This is a genomic window from Aestuariivita boseongensis, assembly GCF_001262635.1.
In the GTDB taxonomy this organism is placed as follows: domain Bacteria; phylum Pseudomonadota; class Alphaproteobacteria; order Rhodobacterales; family Rhodobacteraceae; genus Aestuariivita; species Aestuariivita boseongensis.
The window spans coordinates 28,024-49,361 of record NZ_JXYH01000019.1; the positions used below are offsets into that span (position 1 = coordinate 28,024).

At 58.7% G+C, this 21,338-nt stretch carries 20 protein-coding genes; 12 read left to right on the forward strand and 8 right to left on the reverse strand.

Features of this window, described 5'->3' with window-relative positions; translation table 11 throughout:
- The first annotated feature begins 36 nt into the window (after nucleotides 1–36).
- Nucleotides 37–711, forward strand: a complete 675-nt coding sequence (locus tag TR61_RS09515) for a helix-turn-helix domain-containing protein (RefSeq protein WP_050929753.1) — start codon at nucleotides 37–39, stop codon at nucleotides 709–711.
- Nucleotides 712–805: 94 nt separating this feature from the next.
- On the opposite strand, the gene TR61_RS09520 is transcribed toward TR61_RS09515, so the two are convergent.
- Nucleotides 806–1,987, reverse strand: coding sequence for a DUF8173 domain-containing protein (locus tag TR61_RS09520; RefSeq protein ID WP_050929754.1), 1,182 nt, complete (start codon nucleotides 1,985–1,987; stop codon nucleotides 806–808).
- A gap of 149 nt (nucleotides 1,988–2,136) precedes the next feature.
- On the opposite strand from TR61_RS09520, the gene TR61_RS09525 reads away from it, so the two are divergent.
- Both TR61_RS09525 and TR61_RS09530 read left to right on the forward strand, forming a co-directional pair.
- Nucleotides 2,137–2,622 (forward strand): Hsp20/alpha crystallin family protein, encoded by a 486-nt coding sequence (locus TR61_RS09525; protein ID WP_082181906.1) that lies wholly within the window; start codon nucleotides 2,137–2,139, stop codon nucleotides 2,620–2,622.
- A 70-nt stretch (nucleotides 2,623–2,692) separates the two neighbouring features.
- Entirely contained in the window at nucleotides 2,693–3,532 is an 840-nt protein-coding gene (locus TR61_RS09530; protein ID WP_157440875.1) for a universal stress protein, read from the forward strand.
- A gap of 36 nt (nucleotides 3,533–3,568) precedes the next feature.
- Here TR61_RS09530 and TR61_RS09535 read toward each other — a convergent pair whose 3' ends face one another.
- Nucleotides 3,569–3,871, reverse strand: a complete 303-nt coding sequence (locus tag TR61_RS09535) for a chaperone modulator CbpM (RefSeq protein ID WP_050929757.1) — start codon at nucleotides 3,869–3,871, stop codon at nucleotides 3,569–3,571.
- A 3-nt stretch (nucleotides 3,872–3,874) separates the two neighbouring features.
- Nucleotides 3,875–4,801 (reverse strand): DnaJ C-terminal domain-containing protein, encoded by a 927-nt coding sequence (locus TR61_RS09540; protein WP_050929758.1) that lies wholly within the window; start codon nucleotides 4,799–4,801, stop codon nucleotides 3,875–3,877.
- 153 nt (nucleotides 4,802–4,954) lie between these two features.
- On the opposite strand from TR61_RS09540, the gene TR61_RS09545 reads away from it, so the two are divergent.
- Nucleotides 4,955–5,800: a universal stress protein gene (locus tag TR61_RS09545; RefSeq protein WP_050929759.1), complete on the forward strand. Its 846-nt coding sequence runs from the start codon at nucleotides 4,955–4,957 to the stop codon at nucleotides 5,798–5,800.
- 397 nt (nucleotides 5,801–6,197) lie between these two features.
- Here the strand turns inward: TR61_RS09545 and TR61_RS19905 are convergent, their stop codons facing one another.
- Together TR61_RS19905 and TR61_RS09555 are read right to left on the reverse strand one after the other, a co-directional pair.
- Entirely contained in the window at nucleotides 6,198–6,653 is a 456-nt protein-coding gene (locus tag TR61_RS19905; RefSeq protein WP_157440876.1) for a thiol reductase thioredoxin, read from the reverse strand.
- A 16-nt stretch (nucleotides 6,654–6,669) separates the two neighbouring features.
- A complete protein-coding gene (locus TR61_RS09555; RefSeq protein ID WP_245626859.1) occupies nucleotides 6,670–7,374 on the reverse strand; it encodes a DUF5765 domain-containing protein in 705 nt (234 codons plus the stop codon).
- 301 nt (nucleotides 7,375–7,675) lie between these two features.
- Between TR61_RS09555 and TR61_RS09560 the strand changes: the two genes are divergently transcribed.
- On the forward strand, nucleotides 7,676–10,876 hold the full coding sequence (locus tag TR61_RS09560; protein ID WP_050929762.1) for a bifunctional cytochrome P450/NADPH--P450 reductase: 3,201 nt from the start codon (nucleotides 7,676–7,678) through the stop codon (nucleotides 10,874–10,876).
- Between the two features lie 71 nt (nucleotides 10,877–10,947).
- Here the strand turns inward: TR61_RS09560 and TR61_RS09565 are convergent, their stop codons facing one another.
- Entirely contained in the window at nucleotides 10,948–11,415 is a 468-nt protein-coding gene (locus TR61_RS09565) for a phasin family protein (protein WP_050929763.1), read from the reverse strand.
- A 339-nt stretch (nucleotides 11,416–11,754) separates the two neighbouring features.
- Between TR61_RS09565 and TR61_RS09570 the strand changes: the two genes are divergently transcribed.
- Both TR61_RS09570 and TR61_RS09575 read left to right on the forward strand, forming a co-directional pair.
- Nucleotides 11,755–13,020 (forward strand): DUF445 domain-containing protein, encoded by a 1,266-nt coding sequence (locus tag TR61_RS09570; RefSeq protein WP_050929764.1) that lies wholly within the window; start codon nucleotides 11,755–11,757, stop codon nucleotides 13,018–13,020.
- Between the two features lie 54 nt (nucleotides 13,021–13,074).
- A complete protein-coding gene (locus TR61_RS09575; RefSeq protein ID WP_050929765.1) occupies nucleotides 13,075–13,494 on the forward strand; it encodes a phasin family protein in 420 nt (139 codons plus the stop codon).
- Here the strand turns inward: TR61_RS09575 and TR61_RS09580 are convergent.
- Together TR61_RS09580 and TR61_RS09585 are read right to left on the reverse strand one after the other, a co-directional pair.
- Nucleotides 13,491–14,267 (reverse strand): esterase/lipase family protein, encoded by a 777-nt coding sequence (locus tag TR61_RS09580; protein WP_050929766.1) that lies wholly within the window; start codon nucleotides 14,265–14,267, stop codon nucleotides 13,491–13,493. The two genes, TR61_RS09575 and TR61_RS09580, sit on opposite strands and share 4 nt — an antisense overlap.
- Nucleotides 14,268–14,420: 153 nt before the next feature.
- Nucleotides 14,421–15,854 (reverse strand): WS/DGAT/MGAT family O-acyltransferase, encoded by a 1,434-nt coding sequence (locus tag TR61_RS09585; RefSeq protein ID WP_050929767.1) that lies wholly within the window; start codon nucleotides 15,852–15,854, stop codon nucleotides 14,421–14,423.
- A gap of 158 nt (nucleotides 15,855–16,012) precedes the next feature.
- Here TR61_RS09585 and TR61_RS09590 point away from each other — a divergent pair, with 158 nt between their 5' ends.
- The 5 genes from TR61_RS09590 to TR61_RS09610 all read left to right on the forward strand — a co-directional run bounded on the left by TR61_RS09590 (nucleotide 16,013) and on the right by TR61_RS09610 (nucleotide 21,270).
- Nucleotides 16,013–17,704, forward strand: coding sequence for a long-chain-fatty-acid--CoA ligase (locus TR61_RS09590; RefSeq protein WP_050929768.1), 1,692 nt, complete (start codon nucleotides 16,013–16,015; stop codon nucleotides 17,702–17,704).
- 15 nt (nucleotides 17,705–17,719) lie between these two features.
- Nucleotides 17,720–18,190 carry a MaoC family dehydratase gene (locus tag TR61_RS09595; RefSeq protein WP_050929769.1) on the forward strand — a complete coding sequence of 157 codons (471 nt, stop codon included), beginning with the start codon at nucleotides 17,720–17,722 and terminating at the stop codon, nucleotides 18,188–18,190.
- Nucleotides 18,191–18,212: 22 nt separating this feature from the next.
- Nucleotides 18,213–19,922: an alpha/beta fold hydrolase gene (locus tag TR61_RS09600; protein WP_050929770.1), complete on the forward strand. Its 1,710-nt coding sequence runs from the start codon at nucleotides 18,213–18,215 to the stop codon at nucleotides 19,920–19,922.
- Between the two features lie 31 nt (nucleotides 19,923–19,953).
- Nucleotides 19,954–20,799 (forward strand): poly(3-hydroxyalkanoate) depolymerase, encoded by an 846-nt coding sequence (gene phaZ / locus TR61_RS09605; protein WP_216595378.1) that lies wholly within the window; start codon nucleotides 19,954–19,956, stop codon nucleotides 20,797–20,799.
- A 90-nt stretch (nucleotides 20,800–20,889) separates the two neighbouring features.
- Nucleotides 20,890–21,270 carry a hypothetical protein gene (locus TR61_RS09610; protein ID WP_082181907.1) on the forward strand — a complete coding sequence of 127 codons (381 nt, stop codon included), beginning with the start codon at nucleotides 20,890–20,892 and terminating at the stop codon, nucleotides 21,268–21,270.
- Nucleotides 21,271–21,338 lie beyond the last annotated feature (68 nt).

Consider the following 21,338-nt stretch of genomic DNA (forward strand, 5'->3'; position numbering starts at 1 on the left):
GCAAAGCTGACCTCTGTTTGTTAAGGAGGTTATCCGATGTACGTCACGATTCCCGACCAAGACATGTTTCAGACCCCGGTTGGGGATCTGGAAAGCTGCACGCCGAAGATTCCTGAAACACGCTTGAAAGAAGGGCGTTTCCTGTATCTGGAAGGTGACGAAGTCGAATGGCTGTATCAAGTGACCAGCGGCGTCGTTCTTTTGTCGCGCCTGTTGGCGGATGGGCGTCGGCAGGTTATCGCCTTCGGCTATCCGGGTGACATCATCGGCTTCCCGTCTCGGGGGTTGCATCATACGGATTGCATGTCTCTGACCGATGTGCGTTTGCAGCCGTACCGCCGGGCGCACCTTGAAAGCGGAGAGGGTGATCCGAAACTGCATCTGGCGCTGCTGAACGCCGCGCTGTTGGAAATCAGCGCCATGCAGGATCATTTCATGATGCTTGGCCGGAAATCGGCAATCGAAAAACTGGCATCGTTTCTGTGCGTCTTTTCCGAACGCGTGGGCGAAGATCTGGGTCCGTTCCGGCAGATCACCCTACCAATGAGCCGCTCTGACATCGCGGATTTTCTGGGCCTGACCACTGAAACCGTCAGCCGGACGTTCACACAGCTGCGCAAAGCAGGGATCATTTCCACCGACAAAAGCGACGCGGTTGTCATTTTGAAACCCACAGCCTTGCTGGGTCTGTCCCTTGGCGATGAAGACTGATCTTTCCTGATCCCGCTTGCGGCCGTTCAAACTGTCCCTCGCGGCCGCGACTTGGCGCATACGACCGTCCCATAGGGTCGTATGCGCTTTTCTTTCAGGTATTGTCGGCTTTCAGATCCACGTTGAACACGACATCGGGATTGCCGGCCAGCCACAGGAAAAGCGCCCGTGTCATCGCCCCGACCCCCAGCAGAACCAGAGTGTAATTGGCGACCCAGCCGACGAATGGGATGTAGTTGAGCAGCGCAATCGCTGTGATCGCGGCAGCAAACACCATCAGCCTTGTGACATTGCTTGGATCATCCGCGCCGCCAAACCCGGACCAGACGCGCATCGCGACACCATAAGCGCCAAGGGCATATCCCAGTGTCCAGACCACTACGATGCTCAGGATCAGGATCGGCACGAAGGGCAATCCGACGACTGTCAGAGCGGTGACAAGGATCATTCCGAAAAGAATGGACAGGCCGATAACGCCCAGAAGGATGGATTGACCGGGCGCCTTGGCGATGCTGCGCCGCAAAGTGGCCAGCCGTTTGGGCATGAACCCCAGCATGAGTGCGCCCAGCACCAGAAAGAAGAACAGCGAAATCAGAAACCCGGCAAGCATCGATGCAAAGGTCGGCAGACCTGGCAGTTCCTTCCCGATCGCGTCCAGGTTTTCTGCCAGTCGGCTTGCCGTCAGCGGCTCGTATACGACCCGGTCTTTCGGGGCCACGCGTTCAGGAACCGCGATCCTTTCTTTGGTCGAATAGGTCAGCGTCCCGTCGATCTTGCCATCGGGGCCGAATGTCAAAGTGCCGGCCGTGATGCGCACGTCGCCCTGTATCGGCGCGTTCAAGATCACATCGCGTGCGGTCACCATCAGCGCGCCTTCAATCGGACCGTCCACCGTGACCGAGTTGCCGAACAGGCGCACATTGCCTTGGGTGACAGATGTTTTTTCTGTGCGGATCGAAAACCCCGCCGCGGTCAGGTCTTCGGCAACATTGCCGCGCACGACAATCGTCGCACCGGCGGCGTAAAGATCGTTGTCGGTGTCCGTGCTGATGGACAGGTCGAAACCCGAAACGTGAAGGTCGCCATCCACACGGCCCCGCGCTTCAATTGTTCTGCCTGCAAGAAAGGCATCGGCTTTTGCGTCGACGGTTTCGTTTAGCTGCTCGCCGGCCACATAGGTATCCCCGCCATGGGTGACGGATACCGTTTCGGCCTGGCTGGCAACGGGAAGACCGATGGCCACAGCCAGGGCCAGGGCATGCGCGATCTTGAACATGGAAACACTCCTCAACACGGTTTGCACAGCCCCACAATAAGGGAGCCTGACACCCCCTGATTGATGGGGATCAATCGGTTTGGCGCAGGGTTTGCTAGGGGGAAAGCGACACGCATCAGGTGTCGGCCATTCAGAAAGGAGAGTTTGTCATGTCACGCCCATCATTGCCCAAGACCCGGGACACCGCAGCCGGATCCGCCTTCTTCCCGTCCTTTCAAAAGGAAATGAACCGCCTGCTGGATCAGTTCAGGTCAGGTTTCCCGTCGATGGATGACGAGGTCAGTCCGATGTTTTCGGAAACGTCTTTCCCGGCCATCGATGTGTCCGAGACCGAAGACGCCATCGACGTCAGCGCCGAAGTGCCGGGCGTCAAGGAAGATGACCTGGATGTCAGCATCTCGGGCCAGACGCTGATCCTGAAGGGCACCAAAAGCTCGGATCATGAAGAGAAGAAGGAAGACTACCACCTGATCGAACGGCGCTATGGCAGTTTCCGCCGCCATATTCCGCTGGGTTTCACACCCGAGGCTGGAGCGGTCGAAGCGTCCTTCGCTGATGGGCTGCTGAAGCTGCATATCGTCAAGCCACCTGCGGCCAAAGCGGACGTTCAGAAGATAGATATCAAGAAATCCTGACGCAGGACGGGGCGCGGTGGCGCGCCCCGCCCTTCCTGAATACGCGATCAAAGACAGCAGGTGCGCGGCCATGAGACCCAAGACCATCCTGGTTTGCCTGACAACACCCGAACACGCAGACACGCTTCTGACCTGCGCTGTGGCCTTGGCGCGCAAGCATCAGGCGCATTTGATCGGTCTGCACACGGTCGAGGCGCTGTTGGTTTATCCCGGCATCGCCATGCATGTTCCCGAGCCCGCCTTTGCCGCATTCAATAAAAGCCAGAAGGCCGAGGCCGAAGAAATCCGCAGCATCTTCTTGCGTCGCACCGAGAGTGAGGATTTCGTCGGCGAATTCCGTCTGCTGCGCGCACAGTCGCAATCAGCCGCGGAACGCATGATCGAAAGTGCGCGCGCGGCCGATCTTGTGATCATGTCGCACGAGGACAGGAACGCAGATCGCTATGACCAACGGCATGCGCAATCTCAGGTGATCCGCCACAGCGGACGGCCCGTGATCGTGGTGCCGCTGGACTATGACGGGCCGGAGATCGGCAGCAATATCGTTCTGGGTTGGAGCGACACACGCGAAGCCGCGCGCGCGGCCCATGACATGCTGAGTCTTGCAGATCCCGGCGCAACGGTCACGGTCCTGAAGGCGGGTGAGGCGATGACAGATGCCATAATTGACGGCAAATCCCTTGATATCGCCGAGATGTTTGCGCGCCACGGGCTTCGAACTACTCTGGAATACCGCGAAGCGACGCATCACAGCATCGCTGACATCTTGCAGACCGTTGCTTTCGAAAAAGGGGCCGATCTGATCGTGACCGGGGCCTTTGGCCATTCCAAGGCCTATGATTTCGTGATCGGCGCCACGACCTATGAACTGATGAAGATCCAGAAACTGCCGGTTTTGTTCAGCCGGTGACAGGGTCTTGGGCCACCGCCAGCCGCGCCCCTTCCCTCAGCCCAGCGGTTCGTATCTTGCCAGACGGCGCAGGGCCGCGTCACGTTCTTCCAGCAGATCAAGAACAAGGGCAACACCTGCCGCGTTGATCCCCAGATCGCGGTTCAGGCGACGCGCCTTCTTGGCGCGCACGATGCTTGCGCCCACGAACTGCCACGAACTGCGCGTGCTGCCGACCGGAGCCAGAACACCCTGTTCCACCAATTCGGTGATCCAGTCTTCATCAGCCTGGCAGAACCGGCACAATTCCTGCAGCGACAGGGCCTTGACGACGGTGCTGCGACGGGTGGCTTTCTTCATGGCTTAACCTCCTAGATGGGCGCGCGGGTCAAAGGGCATTTCCTTTGCCATCCGTTCGAACAGGGCGCGCGCTTCTTCGGTTTCGACTTTGGGATTGATGATCTTGAGCGTGGCATAGATGTCGCCCGCAGGCGTTCCGGGGATGCCTTTGCCCTTCAGCCGCAGTTTCTGCCCCGACCGCGCGTTCCTGGGGATCAGAAGATCAACCTTGCCGTCCGGCGTAGGCATGACGACATGGCCGCCCAGCGCTGCTTCCCACGGAGTGATCGGCAGCTCCAGATGCAGGTCCCTTCCATCGGGATGAAAGACCGGGTGGGCCTGTAAGGCGACCTCAAGGAACAGATCGCCTGCGCCGGTCGCGCCAGGCTGCCCCCGCCCCGTCAGCCTGATATGCTGACCTGGTAGAATGCCTTTGGGAATGTGAACGTTGATCGTCTGATCCTGCAGGGTGATCTGCCCGTCGGAACCCAGAACGGGCCTGCGGACGCTCAGCCGGCGTTCGGCCCCGCGATAGGCATCCTCAAGCGCAATCTCGATCCGCGCATGACTGTCGGCCCCCGGCCCCTGCCACATACCCTCAGACGGACCACTGCCGCGTCGGAACAGCGTTTCGAAGAAATCGCTGAAGGCGCCCGCGTCCTGGCCACTGGATTGGGAAAAGGAAAACCCTTCGTCCCATCCGGGCGGAGGTTGGTATGCGCCCTGTGTCGAACGCGGTTCCCGGCCCAACTGGTCATAGGCGGCGCGGCGTTCGGGATCTTTAAGAACCTCATAGGCCTCGTTGACCTCTTTGAATTTTGCTTCCGCCTCTTCGCCTTGGGCGACATCAGGGTGGTATTTCCGCGCGGCTTTGCGAAACGCCTTCTTGATTGCGTCGGCATCCGCGTTTTTTGCCACGCCAAGGATCTTGTAATAGTCTTTGAATTCCATCTGCACGCTTGTCCACGTTTGTGCGATATCGGAACGCTTGCATGTTCAGCCTTTTGCGGGTTGATCTTTGTCAGTCCACTGGCACGCTGCCAGGGCAAAATTCCTGCGTCGGCGGTGGCCCCCCGCCCTGCCCCACCCGGAACGGAGACGTATATGAAACGCCGCACCATCCTGTTCGTCATGAACATGAAAACCGATGATCATGAGATCACCGACGTCGCAGAAATGGCCGCAAGCCAGGACCATCACCTGCTGTGCCTGGTGCTGGATGTCGCGCCTGCCCTGCCTGCCTATTCCTATACCGTGCCGCCCTATGGCGGGCTGAACATCCCCGACAACTGGCAGGAAACCCTCACCAGCGCGCAGGACAATCTGAAAGCCAGAGGCGACGCCGTCGAGAAACTGCTGGCCCGAAGCAATGCATCTGGTGACGTTCAGGTTGCCTTGACCGCGACGCTGGATGCCAAACATGTCGTGGCACGGTTCGCGCGCGTCAGTGACGAGGCGATCTTTTCCCAAAACCTTCGCGAAACTTCGGATCTGATGACCGAAGCGGCATCAGGCGTTCTGTTCCATTCCCCGATCGGGTTCCGGATCAACGCCAACCTGGCAAAGTCGCCGCAATGCATCTTCGTCGCATGGGACAGCAGTGAAGCCGCCTCGGCCGCCGTGCACGCGGCCTTGCCCCATCTGCTGGAGGCGCGCGAGGTCATCATCTGTTGCATCGATCCGGTGACCACACTGGACCGTGACGGACAGGATCCCGGCACTGATGTGGCCGCATGGCTCAGCCACCATGGGTGCACCGTTACCGTGGCGCAATTTCCCAGCGGCGGGCGGTCGGTCGCCGATTGCATCCAGGATCGCGCGGAAGAAGCCGGCGCAGATCTGATCGTGATGGGCGCATATGGTCAGGCCCGGATGATCCAGACCGTTCTGGGCGGCACCACGCGGTCAATGGTGCGGCAGACGAAGTATCCTGTTTTTCTGTCCCACTGAGAGTGAAAGTGGCTTGAGAAATGCCGCCCCCTGCCCCTTTTTGATGTCATCGACGGACGGGGTGCGTCTGTATTTTTTCCCTCAGCGTCCACAAAATGTCATTAATACAAGGCCTTACGCAACCTTCATACGCAAGGCAAGTAAGCGATCAAAGGGACGGGCCGCCCTCTTCAAAAGGGTCCTCAATCGGGACGTCCGTTTTTGGGATTTCGGGCGGTTGCTCAGGCAGGTCGGGGTCAGAGGGCTGAGGGGTCTCAGGCCCCACCGGTTTGGGCCCGGGCTCTTCCGGTTGAGGGGCCTCGGGAGGCGGTTCCTGCCCCGTGACGGCATCTGTGTTGGATGACATGTCAGGTCCTTTCTCAATCGCGCTCATGACCATGTTTTCGAGGGATCCGCCTTAGCCGTTCACGCAGATTGATCGCGAATCCCTCGCCGGATACACGCCCAAATTCGGCGTTGATATAGGAATGCAAGACGACCGTGCGACTTCAATACCTCGTGCATAAAGAACTATCAGCGGAAGCGCCGCAGGTTGCACGATCCCGGTGATACCCGGAAAGCTATCAGGATCGAGATGCGCAAAGCGAGCTGCATCTCGCAGGTCTTTTGCAGTTCTGGCAAACTCTGCCGCCGTGTGTCGGGACGACCTGCTTCCAGGCGTCCAATAGCCCACAATCAATGGCAAGCTGTCATGCAGGATGGCTGCGTTGTGGATCGCTTCATCAATCCCCGCGACCGCGTCTGAAACCAGCGACGCATTGCATGCCCAGCAGTCCGGCCATCCTGAGGAACCTTGGGCGGCAAAACGGTTGAGATGCCCGCAGATCAAGCAGATGAGTTGATGCGGTTTCATGTTACGATCTCCTCTTTCAGGCACTGTCTGGCACATCGCGCCCCCACCACCGTTCGGTTGAAACCACGCGTCTGATGGGTGCGCTTAGCCCGATCAGAAGAATTGCTATGGAAAACAGGCACCAAACCGCAGGCATTTCATTGGGATTGGTGGTCAGGCTTGCGGCAAGGATCGGTCCTGCCAACGCATGCATCAGAACGAACCGCCACGCGCCATAGAGCAACGGTAGCAGAAATGCCGCGACCATGTAGCTGGGAAAGCCCGATGACATGCCCAGGGCCTTGTCCAGCGGGACCAGAAGCCCGTTATAGGGAACATCCCATGCGATATGCCAATCTCCTGACACGGTGCACCAGCGCTCGCCACACAAGGGGCTGCCGGGGGCGCAGTCGCCCAACGCCGGCACAGGCGCGATCTGCACCAGCATGATCAGGCTTGATACAGCGCAGGCCCCAAAAACCCACATGCGCACCCGCTGCTTCACGGCGCTTGGGATCAGCTCCATGGCGAAGGCGTTGATGAAGAAGGGCTGCACCACGATATGCAGGTAGGACAAACGCGTGACCGTCTCGTTCGATGCGGTACCGCATTGGTCAAGAACCATGTACCCCCAGACCTGCAGCGCCTCCATGAAGGTGAAAAAGCCAAGCGTGCCCCAAATGGCCGGGGTTGCACCACGCCTGTATGTCACGGCAGTGGCCGCGAAGCCCAGTCCGGTCATTACAACGGAGGCGTCAGAGCTCCAGCACATCGCACATTCCTTTTCTGGAAAGGCTAGCGCGCACTCAGGCGGTCGCGATTGATGTTGATCAATCGGGTGGGATGTACGGGGCCGACAGCTGCCGCCTGAAAGGCCAAGCCCTTTGCCGACACAACATTCGCCGCATGCCGATCTGGCCGGGTTTCCCATAGTAGGCGGCGGACCGCGCGGCGGGCCTGGAAACTGCCCACACAAACATTGACTTATGCCTACATTTGCTGGTCGACTGAGAAAAAAGAAAAACAACCGGGAGGACAGCCTCATGGCTGAAGAAATCAAGCTTGAACGTATTCCTATGCCGGACAGGAAGCCTGTCGTGGGAAACATGCTGTCCGTGGACAAGGACCAGCCGTTGCAAAGCCTGATGCAACTGACCCGTGAACTGGGGCCGATCATCCGGATGGATATGATGGGCACGCCACTGGTCGTTGTCTCGGGCTTTGATCTGGTTGATGAGCTCTGCGACGAAACGCGGTTCGACAAAGCTGTGCGCGGCAGTTTGCGCCGCGTGCGCGCGATTGGCGGTGACGGGCTGTTCACCGGCGACACGCAGGAACCCAACTGGTCGAAGGCGCATAACATCCTGCTGCCGACATTTTCACGGCAGGCGATGTCGAATTACTTCCCGATGATGCTGGATGTGGCGGGTCAGCTTTGTCTTAAATGGGAACGGCTGAACGCCGATGACGACATCGACATCGTGCATGACATGACCGCCGTGGCTTTGGATACGATCGGCATTTGCGGCTTCAACTACCGCTTCAATTCCTTCTACCGGCAGGATTATCACCCCTTCATCAATGCGCTGACCAACACGCTGGAAACCTGCATGATGCAGCGCGGTCTGCCCTTTGAATCGACGCTTTTGAAAAACCGTCTGGACCAGATGGAAAAAGACGTCGGCTACATGAACAAGCTGGTCGATGACATCATCGCCGAACGCCGCAAGGGAGGCGACCGGGCGGTCAATGACCTGCTGAATTACATGCTGGAAGGGGTCGACAAGGTCACGGGCGACAGCCTGTCGGATGAAAACATCCGCTATCAGATCAACACGTTTCTGATTGCGGGGCACGAGACGACCTCGGGTCTGATGTCCTTCACCCTGCATTTCCTGATGAACCACCCGGACGTGCTGGAAAAAGCCTATGAAGAGGTCGATCGCGTCTTTGGCCGCGATATTTCTGTCCAGCCGACACTTAAACAGGTCAACCAGCTGCAATATGTCCAGCAGGTGATCCTTGAGGCGCTGCGGCTTTGGCCCACTGCGCCTGCCTTCTCGGTCTATCCCTACAAGGACGAGATCATCGGCGGGAAATACAAGCTGAAGGAACGCACCTTCACCACGGTGCTGACCCTGATGCTGCATCGCGACAAATCCGTCTGGGGCGAGGACGCGGAAAAGTTCAATCCCGACAACTTCTCGCGCGAGGCGGTCGCGGAACGGCCTGTCAACGCCTACAAGCCCTTCGGCAATGGCCAGCGCGCCTGCATCGGACGGCAATTCGCCATGCAGGAGGCGGTGCTGGTCATCGGCATGATCCTGCAACGGTTCGAGCTGATCGACCACACGAACTGGAAGTTCAAGATCAAGGAGTCGATGTCGATCAAGCCCGACAACCTGCGCATGAAGGTGCGGCTCAGGAAGGACATCGTGCGGTCGAACCTGGTGCCGGGATCCGCGCCCGAAGCCAGCGGATCGGCCAGCGGGCTGACCGATACCGCGAAACGGCCCAGCCACGGCACGCCTGCGCTAATCCTTTATGGCTCGAACCTGGGCACGACCGAGGATTACGCCCGCGACCTGGCGCGCACTGCCGATCTGAACGGGTTTGACGTGACCCTGGCCGAACTGGACGACTATGCCGGCAAGCTTCCGAAAACGGGGGCCGTGATGATTGCCTGTGCATCCTACAACGGCGCGCCGCCTGACAACGCGGTGAAATTCGTCGACTGGCTGGAAGGCGCGGAGGACGGTGCGGCAGCGGGTGTGAAATACGCCGTCTTCGGATGCGGGCACAGCGATTGGGCTGCGACATTCCAGGCGACACCGCGCGCGATCGACCGGCATCTGGAGCGGTTGGGCGCAAGCCGCATCACCGACCGCGCCGAAGGCGATGCGCGCGACGATATCGACGAACAATTCGACGCCTGGGCCACAGCACTGTGGCCTGCGGTGGGCTCTGCCCTATCGCTGGACATGGAATTCGCCAACGCTGCCGATGCCGCGCCTTTGTATCAGGTCGAACGCCTGACCGCGCTGGATACCAACCCGGTCGCGCAGCAATCGGGGGCCAAACCAGCAACCATCACAGAGAACCGTGAACTGCAGAACGTCGAAGCCTCGGGCCGGTCCACCCGGCATATCGAGGTCGCCTTGCCCGAGGGCACGACCTATCGCACCGGCGATCACCTGAGCGTGGTGCCGGTAAATTCCGATGCCCTTGTGGGGCGGGTTCTGGATCGGTTCGGCTTTTCGTCCGATGCGCAGATCCGCATTCAGACCTCGTCGGATGATCACAGCCAGTTGCCCGTGGATACGCCCCTGTCGGTCCACCGCCTTCTGGCGCAGATGCTGGAACTGCAATCGGTGGCGTCGCGCCGCGATGTGGCGACGCTGGCGCGGTATACCGAATGCCCGCGGTCGGCCCCTGCCCTGAAGGCGCTGGCCGAGGATGACTATAAATCCAAGGTCCAGCAAAAGCGCTTGTCGGTTCTGGACCTGCTTGAGGAATTCCCGGCCTGCGAACTGCCTTTCGGCGTGTTCCTTGAGCTGATGCCGATGCTGACGCCGCGTTACTATTCCATCTCGTCCTCGGCGCTGGTGGATCAGGAGACCTGTTCCGTCACTGTGGGTGTCGTGGACGAGCCTGCGATCTCAGGGCGCGGTCGGTTCAAGGGCGTCTGTTCGAACTATCTGGCCGAAAAAGGCGCGGGCAAAGACGTACAGGTTTCGATCCGCTCCACCTCGGACGGGTTCCGCCTGCCCGATGATCCTACAACCCCTGTAATCATGGTGGGCCCCGGCACTGGGATCGCCCCCTTCCGCGGGTTTCTGGCGGAACGGGCCAGATTGAAGGCTGATGGCAAGACTTTGGGCCCCGCGATCCTGTTCTTCGGCTGCCGCCATCCCGATCAGGACTTCATCTATCGCGAAGAGCTTGAGGGCTTTGCCAAGGATGGCGTGGCGGATCTGAAGGTCGCGTTCTCGCGCGCGGAAAAGAAGAAGGTTTATGTCCAGGATCTGATCCGCGAAGAGCGGGACCAGATCTGGGAGATGATCCAAAACGGCGCGCGCATCTTTGTTTGCGGTGATGGCAGTCGGATGGAGCCGGATGTGCGCCGCGCGCTGTCGCTGCTTTATTCCGAGGAAATGGATGTAGGCGCCGAAGCGGCCGACGCGTGGATGGACCAAATGTCGGATGAAGGCCGGTACGTGCTGGACGTCTGGGTGTCGAACTGACCACCGACCGATAAACGCAACAGAAAAAGCCCGCCAAACTGGCGGGCTTTCTCTTTCAGTCGGCGCGAGGCTTAGGCAGCTTTTTCGCCTTTGAACATTTTCGATGCGTTGTCGCGCAGGGCTTCACCGTTTTCGGTGACCACGTCGCGGACATATTCGAACGCCGAGCGCGCATTGTTCATGCTGCACTGCGTTTGCTCACGCACGTATTCGGTTTGCACTTCCATTGCTTCCGACAGGCTTTTCACTTCGGCCATTTTCTCGGCAGTGTGGATGCCGCGGTTCACGTTCGCATAGGCTGCTTCTGCGATGCTGCCCAGGATGTTAGCATAGCCGCGTGCAGCGCGTACCAGAACGTTTTCCAGATCGGCGTTGTATTGCTGGGTTGCGGTAAAGACGTTGTCGGCACGCTCTTTCGCGGTGGCGGTCGAACGCTTCACCATTTCGCGCGCGCCTTCGCTCAGGCGATCGCCAAAGGTTTCGTCATGTGTCGCTTTTGCTTTGGGTGCGGCTTTGGTCTCGGTTGCTTTCTTGGTCATGTCTTTTCTCCATTCTTAATCTAAGCCATGGGGTGTGCCCCGTTTGGTGTCCAACCCGGGACACCCCCTAGATGGGGCAGAACATGCTGCAGTGCAACATTTTTTGGTTGTGACGTGAGGTAAAAATCAAGATATTCTATTTTTATTATTCTTTATCAATGTTTTAGGTTTTTCTGCACTCGCATAAAAATTCTTGAAAAGACGCTAAATGCCGATGCTCAGCGCGCCGAAGTACCAGAAAAGAGCGGCTCTCCCCCAACGGAATGCTGCGTTGCAGCGACTTGAGTGAACCTTATATGACTGCTAAGCCCAATCAATCCCAGTGATCAGAGTGTCGCGATGCGTAATCTTGAGATTGAAGAAATCGAAAAGCTGAAACAGCTCAACCGGGTCAAGATGCTGGCCACGCTGGTGTTGGTCGCTTGTTTCTGCGTGATGGTCATCGCCAAGTTGCTGGAGGCGACCTATCCCGCCTTCGGCGTGGTGGCCGCCTTCGCCGAAGCGGCAACGATTGGCGGGATCGCGGATTGGTATGCGGTTGTGGCGCTGTTCAAGCGCCCGCTGAACCTGCCCTTTCCGCACACGGCGATTATTCCGAACAACCAGCACCGCATCGCCGATAATCTTGGGTTGTTCATCGAAAACAACTTCCTGGCGCGCGACCCGGTTGAAGCCAAGCTGCGCGAGGTGGATTTCGCCGGCGAGATGTCGCGCTGGCTGTCGTCGCGCGAACGCTCCGAAAGTCTGGCAAAGTTCGTGGTCCGGCTTGTGCCGCAGGTCTTGCACAGCATTGACGAACAGGGCGTTGTGCATTTCGCCGCGCGCCGTGTGACCGGGCAGATTGCCAAGACGGATGTGGCCCCTTTGTTGGGTGATGTGCTGCAGGCCTTCACGACAGACGGACGGCATCAGAAACTGCTGGACGATGTCATTCGTGCCCTGCACCGGTTCCTGAATGACGAAGAAACCTATGCCATCGTGCGCGAGAAGGTGAAACGGGAATTGCCGGTTCTGGCCAATGTGCTTGGAGCGGATTCCGTTATTCTGAACCGCATTCTTCACGCCGCCAGCGAGTTGCTGGACGAGATCAAGGATGACAAGTCCCACCCCCTGCGCGCCGAATTCGAAGAGTTCCTCATCGAATATATCAAGCGCACGCGGCGCACCAAGGCGTTCGCTGAACAGGTGGAAAAAGCCAAGCAACTGATCCTGGCCCGCCCCGAACTGGAAACCGCGGCGGAACAGCTTTGGGACAGTCTGAAGGAATATGTGGTGAAAGACGCGCAATCGGAAGACAGCGTGCTTGCGGCGCGGATGGCGGATCTTTTCGTCGATGTGGGGCAATCGCTGGCGGAAGAGCCCGCCCTGCGGCGCGACATCAATGAAGGCATGGTGATCGTGTTGTCGAATGTCATTTCCGAACAGCGCGGCAATATCTCGGCCTATGTGGCCGAGCAGGTCAAAGGCTGGGATATCAGGCAGCTTCTGACCCTGATCGAGGTGAATGTGGGCCGCGACCTGCAATTCATCCGGTTCAACGGCATGGTCATCGGTGGCTGCGTGGGCGTTGTGCTTTTCGCGGCCGAGCACCTGATCTTGTCATAGGGCCGTCTCACGGCCTAGCATAGCACACCCAACCAGGCCCATGGAGGACAGTATATGGCATCGAGCGACAAGAACCCCTTTCTGGACATGTTCACCGATTTCGGAAAATCGATGAACCTGCCCGCTCCGGATATCAACGGCATGATGGAATATCACCGCAAGAACCTGCAGGCGCTTCAGGCCGCCACGCAGGTAAGCTCCAGCACGGCGCAGGCGCTTCTGGATCAGCAGCGCACGGCGCTGGAGCAGACGCTGGCCGAAATCGCCGAAACGATTCAGGACGCCACTGCGGGCGCGGATCCGGCGGACATGGCACAGACGCCTATGGAGCTGGCGCGCAAGGCATTCGAAGCGACGCTGCAAAACAGCCGGGAAATGGCCGAGATCGTTCAGAAGGGCAACGCCGATGCCTTCCAGGTTCTGAAAGACCGGGTCATGGAAAGCGTTGAAGAGCTGACTGGTAAAAAATCCTAACTGCTGGGGTAAGCCGGCCGCGGAAAGATCACGCGCAACAGACCATCGCGCTTGAAGTGCGACCAGTCGTCCTCGGGCTGCGCGAGGCGGTCAGCAATCGCATAGACCGCGGCCGGATGATGCCCCAGACCACAATGACTGCCGGTGACCTCGATATTCTCGGCGATATCGGACTTTTGTTCGATGCAGTTCTGCCAGGCGCAGATCCCGTCCGTCTTGGAATAGATCGCTGTTGTCGGCACCGGCGGCGGGGCCGAAATGGCACCTCCCATATGGTGATGCCCGTGATCGGCGGATTGCCCGCTTGCCATCTCATAGACACGCCAGGCGTTGGTCGCCTTCGGGCTGCCACCAAAGGGGCTGCCCAGTGAGATCACCTGGCGCACCTTCTGGGGCATCAGCTTGCCCAGTTGGCGTGCATAGATGCCACCAAGGCTCCAACCCACGAGGCTGACCTTGCGCTCGTATTTTTCGTGCAGGTCTTCCACCAGCCGGATCAGACCTTCCTCGACACCCGGTCGGGGACCCAGATTCAGACCCATTTTCCAGCCATAAGTGGGATAGCCCTTGGTTTTCAGAAACCGCCGGAGCGCAATCGTGGATCTATCGCTGGTGGTCAGCCCCGGCAGAACCAGAACCGGCTGCCCGTCCCCGCGCGGCGCAAGCGCCGTCAGAGTAGGTAGAGAAGCTGCAAATCCGAAGAGTTCGGGAATGGCCCGTCCCTCAAGAAGGAAGAGCGAACGTCGAGGGGCGACCGTGGTGGCCTGAACCATGACTGAGACCTTTCACAAAGCGCAATTTTATTGCGCATAATGTGTATAGAAAGGTCACATTCTGAATGTGTCAACTAATCCGTAAGGTCAACTGTCAATTCTGCATTGCAGAATTCATGGCAGTGTCAATTCTGCGTTGCAGAATGATTTACCTCAAACCTCGGGTTCCGGTTCAGCTTTTGCGGCCATTTTCTCGACCGCGCGTTTCAATTCCTCGAACGACGCCACGATCATATCGGCAAACTCATCCACATCGGGTACAGCCTTGTAATCGGCCGTAATTCCGAAATCGAGATTGGCCTTATAGCTGTTCACCGTCACATTCAGCGCAACGCCATGGGTTGCGATCGAAACCGGATACAGCGCCGTCACCTGCGCCCCTGCGCAATACAGCGGGAACGGCGGACCCATATTGTTGGAGATTGTCAGGTTGACCGCCTGCGGGATGTAATCGGCAAGCTTCGAGCCGCCGTAAAGCTGCATCAGACCGGGTAACAGCGTCGGCGCGCCAACCAGCGTGAAATCCTGCGGTGCGGCGTCTTTGACTGTCCCTGCCACGGCTTTGGACGTGCCGGATTCCTGTTGGATCTTTTTCAGCCGCTTCAGCGGATCACCGTAATTCGTGGCCAGCGGCACATTCATGCCAAAGACCTGATTGCGGATCTCGGTATTGCCCATCTCGCGTAAGGAAATCGGCACGAACGCCACCAGGGCTGCGTCAGGCAATTGTTGTTTTTTCAGCAGATAAGTCCGAAGCGCGCCGCTGGTTGCGGCCATGACCACGTCGTTCAACTTGGCGCCAGTCGCCTTGGCGATCATTTTCGCATCAAGGATCGATACCGTGCGCGCCGCGAAACTGCGCTTGGCGCCCACCGTTACGTTAAATGGAGTGCGCGGCGCCAGAAGCTGGGGAATACCCACTTTCCCAGATAGAACAGGCGCCACCATATCCGCCATCTGGTTCAGCATTTTCGGCACGGCTTCGATTACGTTAAGCTGCTGCCGCATAATGTTCGACACCACATTGTTCACGCCCAGGATGGCGCGTTCCACGTCGGTGGGCTTGCGGCTGGCTTCCTTCGGTTCAGGCGGCTTCACCTCGCGCGGTTTTTCCGAGAGATCATAAAGGGCTTGCGTGATCACCATGCCTGACCCGCCATCAATGGCCGCGTGGTGCACTTTGGAATAAAGCGCAGCCTGACGCCCTTCCAATCCTTCGATCACGGTGAATTGCCAAAGCGGTTTCTTCCGATCGAGCCTTTCGGAATGCAATTCCGCGACCATGGCTTCCAATTGCGCCCGGTTTCCGGGTTTGGGCAATTTGGCCGACTGGATATGATAATCAAAATCCAATTCGCCGGCATCGACCCAACCGGGATGATCCAGTTGAAACGCCGTCTTGGCCAGTTTCATGCCGAAAATGGGCACCAGATGCACACGCCCCTTGAAGAATTCGGTAAAGTGTTTGTGGAATGACCCTTTGAACCCTTTTGGCAGATCGTAAATCGTCAGGCCCGCCACATGCATGGGCGTTTCATCCGTTTCCATGTACAGAAACGTGGCATCAATTCCGCTGAGTTGTTTCATAAAGCTCGTCCATTCCCGGAGAGGTTAACGTTGCGCTCTGGCTTGATCAGTTGACTAAACTCTTTATCGTGGGTCAAGCGATGGCAAAAAAACGTGGCGTAGCGGGAGCGCCAACAGAAAAATCCAAGGGTTAGTCCATCGCGTGGGAGGATTAACGAATGGAACGGTTCTGGACAGAACATTATCCGGCAAATGTGCCGGCGCATGTGGACATTGATCAATACGGATCGCTGATCGACCTGCTGGAAGAAAGCTTTTCCAAATACGCAAACAACAAGGCCTATGTCCTGATGGACAAGGCCATCACCTATGGCGATCTTGACCGAATGTCGCGCGCGGTGGGGGCTTATCTGCAAAGCCTTGGCCTGCAAAAAGGCGACCGTATCGCGATCATGATGCCCAACGTGCTGCAATACCCGGTTGTTCTGGCAGGGATCGTGCGCGCGGGTTTTATCGCGGTGAACGTGAACCCCCTTTATACCCCGCGCGAGCTGGAACATCAGCTGAATGACAGCGGTGCCAAGGCGATCTTCATTATCGAGAACTTCGCCGAAACGCTGGACAAGGTTCTCGCCAACACTCCGGTTGAACATGTCTTCGTGACCGGCGTGGGCGATCTTTTAGGTTTTGCCAAGGGCATGCTGACGAATTTCGTCGTGCGCAAGGTCCGCAAGGCCGTGCCCCCCTATCGTCTGCCGGGCCACAAGCGGCTAAGCCACGTGCTGGCGCAGGGCAAATCGAAGAAGATGGAAAAGCCCGTGGTCACAGCTGATGACGTCGCCGTGCTGCAATATACCGGTGGCACGACAGGCGTGTCGAAGGGCGCCACGCTGCTGCACCGGACGGTCACCGCGAACCTGCTGTCGTCCGAGGCCTGGATGCAGCCCGGTCTAAACCGGCGTCCGATTGAAGGCCAGCTGACCTTCATCTGCGCGCTGCCCCTCTATCACGTTTTTGCATTCATCACCTGTTCGCTTCTTTCGATGCGCACCGGCGGCGTGAATATCCTGATCCCCAATCCCCGCGATATGGACGCCACGATCAAGGAAATCGGCAAGTACAAATTCCACGTCTTCCCCGGTGTAAACACGCTGTTCAACGGGCTGACCAATCATCCCGAATTCGCCAAGCTGGATTTCGACCAGCTGCGCATCGCCAATGGCGGCGGCATGGCCGTGCAGGAAGCGGTGGCCAAGAAATGGCTTGAGATTACAGGCTGCCCGATCTGCGAGGGCTATGGCCTGTCCGAGACGTCCTCGGGCATCACATGCAACCCGACCGACACCGATACCTATTCCGGCACGATCGGCCTGCCGATGCCGAATGTCGACATCAAGATCCTGGATGACGACGGCAACGAGGTCCCGCGCGGCCAGCCCGGAGAGATCGCGATCCGCGGACCCCAGGTCATGGCGGGCTATTGGCAGCGTCCGGACGCAACGGAAGAGGTGATGACGCCCGACGGTTTCTTTAAGTCCGGCGATGTCGGAATCATGGACGATCGCGGATACACCAAGATCGTCGACAGAAAGAAGGATATGATCCTGGTGTCGGGCTTCAACGTCTACCCCAACGAGATCGAGGCCGTCGCCGTCGGCTGTGACGGCGTGGACGAAGCCGCCTGCGTGGGCGTGCCCGACAAGTCCAGCGGCGAGGCCGTGATGCTGTTCCTGACCCGGACCAATCCTGATCTGACTGAAAAAGACGTGCGCGACTACTGCGCACAGGAACTGACCGGCTACAAGAAACCCAAACATATCCGTTTTGTGGATGAGATGCCGAAAACCAATGTGGGCAAGATCCTCCGCCGCGAGCTGCGCGACGCCGCGGTCAAGGAAATGAGCGCCTGAGACGAAGGACCAAAGATGACAGACCTGACATTCGACAGCATGGCCCAGATGGTGGGCCAGAAAATCGGCACCTCCGACTGGCACGAGATCACGCAGGAGGCGGTGAACGAGTTTGCCTCCTCCACCGGCGATCACCAGTGGATTCACGTCGATGTGGAACGCGCCAAGAAGGAAAGCCCCTTTGGCGGCCCTGTGGCGCATGGCTATCTGACGCTGTCGCTGATTGCGGGGCTGTCGCTGGATCTGGGCATCGTGCCCAAGGGTACTGCCGCCGCATTGAACTATGGCCTTGATAAGGTGCGCTTTTTGGCGCCAGTGCCGGTGGGCGCAAAGGTGCGCCTGCACGTGTCGCTGATGAGTTTCGACAAGAAGGACAACGGCCAATACCTGATGAAGGCCGAGAACACGATTGAAATCGAAGGCTCCGACAAACCCGCGCTGATCGCCGAAACGCTGGCGATCCTTGTGCCCGGCCCCGGCGCCTGATCAGACATAAGCGAGCGAGACGATGAGCGATAAAGACCCGAAAATGTCGAAGAACCTGCGCGACATCGCAGAGAACGCGGCGGAAAACACCTTGGCGCTGAACCCGTTGGTCAGCCTGCGGGCTGAAGACATGTTCGGCGCCGGCACCAATCTGGTGCGCGCATTGGCGTCCCAGCCACAGGCGATGATGACCCAATGGATGGAATTGGCCAATGACATGACCAAGATCGCCACGCAATCCTCTGAAATCGCGCCCGATCGCAAGGATCGCCGCTTTGCCGACACTGCCTGGAACAACAACCCGATTTCCAAGGGCCTGATGCAAAGCTATCTGGCGTGGTCGGACAAGGTTACCAAAATGGTGGACGATCTGGACCTGCCCGATAAGGACGCGGCGCGCGCTCGGCTTGTCACCTCGATCTTCGTCGACACGATGGCGCCGTCGAACAACTTTTTCGCCAACCCCACGGCGATGAAGACATTGTTTGAAACCGGCGGGCAAAGCGCGATCAAGGGCCTGCGTAACCTGCTCACCGATATGACGGAAAATGGCGGCCTGCCTTCTTCGGTCGACACCTCGAAGTTCAAGGTGGGTGAAAACCTGGCCGTCACCCCCGGCAACGTCGTCTTCCGTAACGAGGTGCTGGAGCTGGTGCATTACACCGCCAATACCGACAAAGTACATGAACGCCCGCTGCTGGTGGTACCGCCTCAGATCAACAAATACTACTCGATCGACATGGCGCCGGGAAAAAGCATGATCGAGTTCCTGCTGGCCCAGGGCATCCAGCCCTATTGCATCAGCTGGCGCAACCCGACGGCCGAGCACCGCGACTGGGACATGTCCACCTATATCGAGGCGCTGGACGAAGCCTGCGAAGCAGCCCTTGAAATCACCGGCGCGAAATCGGTCAACATCATGGGCTCGTGTTCCGGCGGCATCACGCTGTCGACCTATGCGGGCTGGCTGGCCGCGCGGGACGAGGCCGAGAAGATCCACTCGGTCATCCTCGCCGTCTGCGTTCTGGATACCATGGCCTCGACCGACAATGACATGGCCGCGCTGGTCACGCCCGAGACGGTCAAGGCCGCCAAGCTGATGAGCCAGGCACGCGGCGTTCTGGACGGGCAGGACATGGCCAAGATGTTCGCCTGGATGCGGCCCAATGACCTGATCTGGAACTATTGGGTGAACAACTACCTGCTGGGCAACGAGCCGCCGGCGTTTGACGTGCTCTACTGGAACGCGGATACCACGCGCCTTCCGGCCGGGCTGCATGGCGATTTCCTTGATATGATCTTCACCAACCCGTTCCTGAACCCCGGCGCGATGGTCGTGGGCGGCCAACCTATCGACATGACCAAGGTCCATTACCCCACCTATGTGATCGCAGGTACGACCGACCACATCACGCCGTGGAAAGCGGTCTATGAAACCGCACGGCTTTACGGTGACGACACAACCTTCATCCTGTCGAATTCGGGCCACCTGCAAAGCCTCCTGAACCCTCCGGGCAATCCCAAGGCGTGGTACATGAAGGGCACCGCCAAGCAGGAAGACCCCGATACTTGGGCCGAGAGTGCCCAGAAGCACGAAGGCAGCTGGTGGCTGGATTGGGGTGCGATGCTGAAGGAAAACTCGGGCAAAGAAGTCGCCGCCCCGAAAAAGCCGGGCAGCAAGAAAAACCCCGCCCTTGGCCCTGCGCCGGGCACGTATGTCTTCGAAGACTGATATCCCCTCAGGCAAGGACCCGAAACGCAGCATGAGCACCGACACAATGGAAAAGACCCGGACACTCCCCCCAGAAGGCATCCGGGTCGACGAAATCGACGTGCGCGGGCAAATGCTGCGCGTAGCCATAAGCGATGGCGATGACAGCGTCCCGCCGCTTCTGATGTTCAACGGCATCGGTGCAAATCTGGAACTGGGGTTTCCTTTCCTGACGTCCTTGAACCGCCGCGCGATCCTTTTTGACGTTCCAGGCGTGGGCGGATCGCCCATGCCGTCCCTGCCCTATCGCCCTGCCACGCTGGCGCGGATGTCCAAACATCTGCTGGAACATCTGGGCCATGATCAGGTCGATGTCTCCGGTGTCAGCTGGGGCGGCGGGCTGGCGCAGCAATTCGCCAAGCAATATCCCCGCCTCTGCCGCAAGCTTGTGCTGGTCGCCACATCTTCTGGCTGGACGATGGTGCCGGGAAAACCGGCGGTTCTGTCGAAAATGGGCAGTATCAAACGGTATATGGACAAAAGCTATATGCGCTCGATCGCGGCGGATATCTATGGCGGCGCGTTCCGGCAGGATGACACGTTGATCAACGCTCATGCGGCGGGGATGCGCCCGTCATCGAACGCGGGATACATGCTGCAGCTGCTGGCCATGACAGGCTGGACAAGCGTTCCGTGGTTGTGGCGCCTGCGGCAACCAACGTTGGTGCTTTCCGGAACCGATGATCCGCTGATCCCGGTGGCCAATGCGCGTCTGCTTGCGCATCTGATCCCAAAGGCCCGGCTGGAGCTTATCGACGATGGCCATCTGTTTGTCGTAACCGATCCCACAGGCACCGCAGCAACCGTTGAAGCCTTCCTTGACGAAGACCACGGCTGAGTGATCCCACCGGTGCCATGAAAGCAGTTCGTGTAAATTTTTTCCAACTGCACGCTTGACGGGCTGAAAATACCGCTCAATGCTTAAGTCATGAGCAGTTTGAAAACTTTGCTCATGGCGGGTCTGGCTGCAACGACACCACTGCCCGTCTGGGCAACAAGCGATATTCACTATGTGTTTGCTGGATGCGTCGGCCGCTTTTCAGCTGAAATGGAACATGCCTGGCTGTTGGAGAACGGTGAAGCCGACCGCCTGCGGGACAAACGGCACAGCTTTCTGTCCCTGATGGAAGCAAGCATGCCGGTTGAAAAGGCGCGCGCGGTTCTGTCCTACAGGATCGACAACAAGATGGCCCATGCTGCGCTTCTGACGACGGCCAGCTTCGATCAGGACGCAAGGCGCGCGCAAAGTGCACGGGCGGCGGCGCAGGCTTACCGAAACAACTGTGAGCGGCTTCTGCTGGACAGCTGAGCCTGGCAGCGACGACAAGGCCAAAAAAAAGCGCGCCCGGTTTCCCGCGCGCGCTTTGAGTTTCCGTT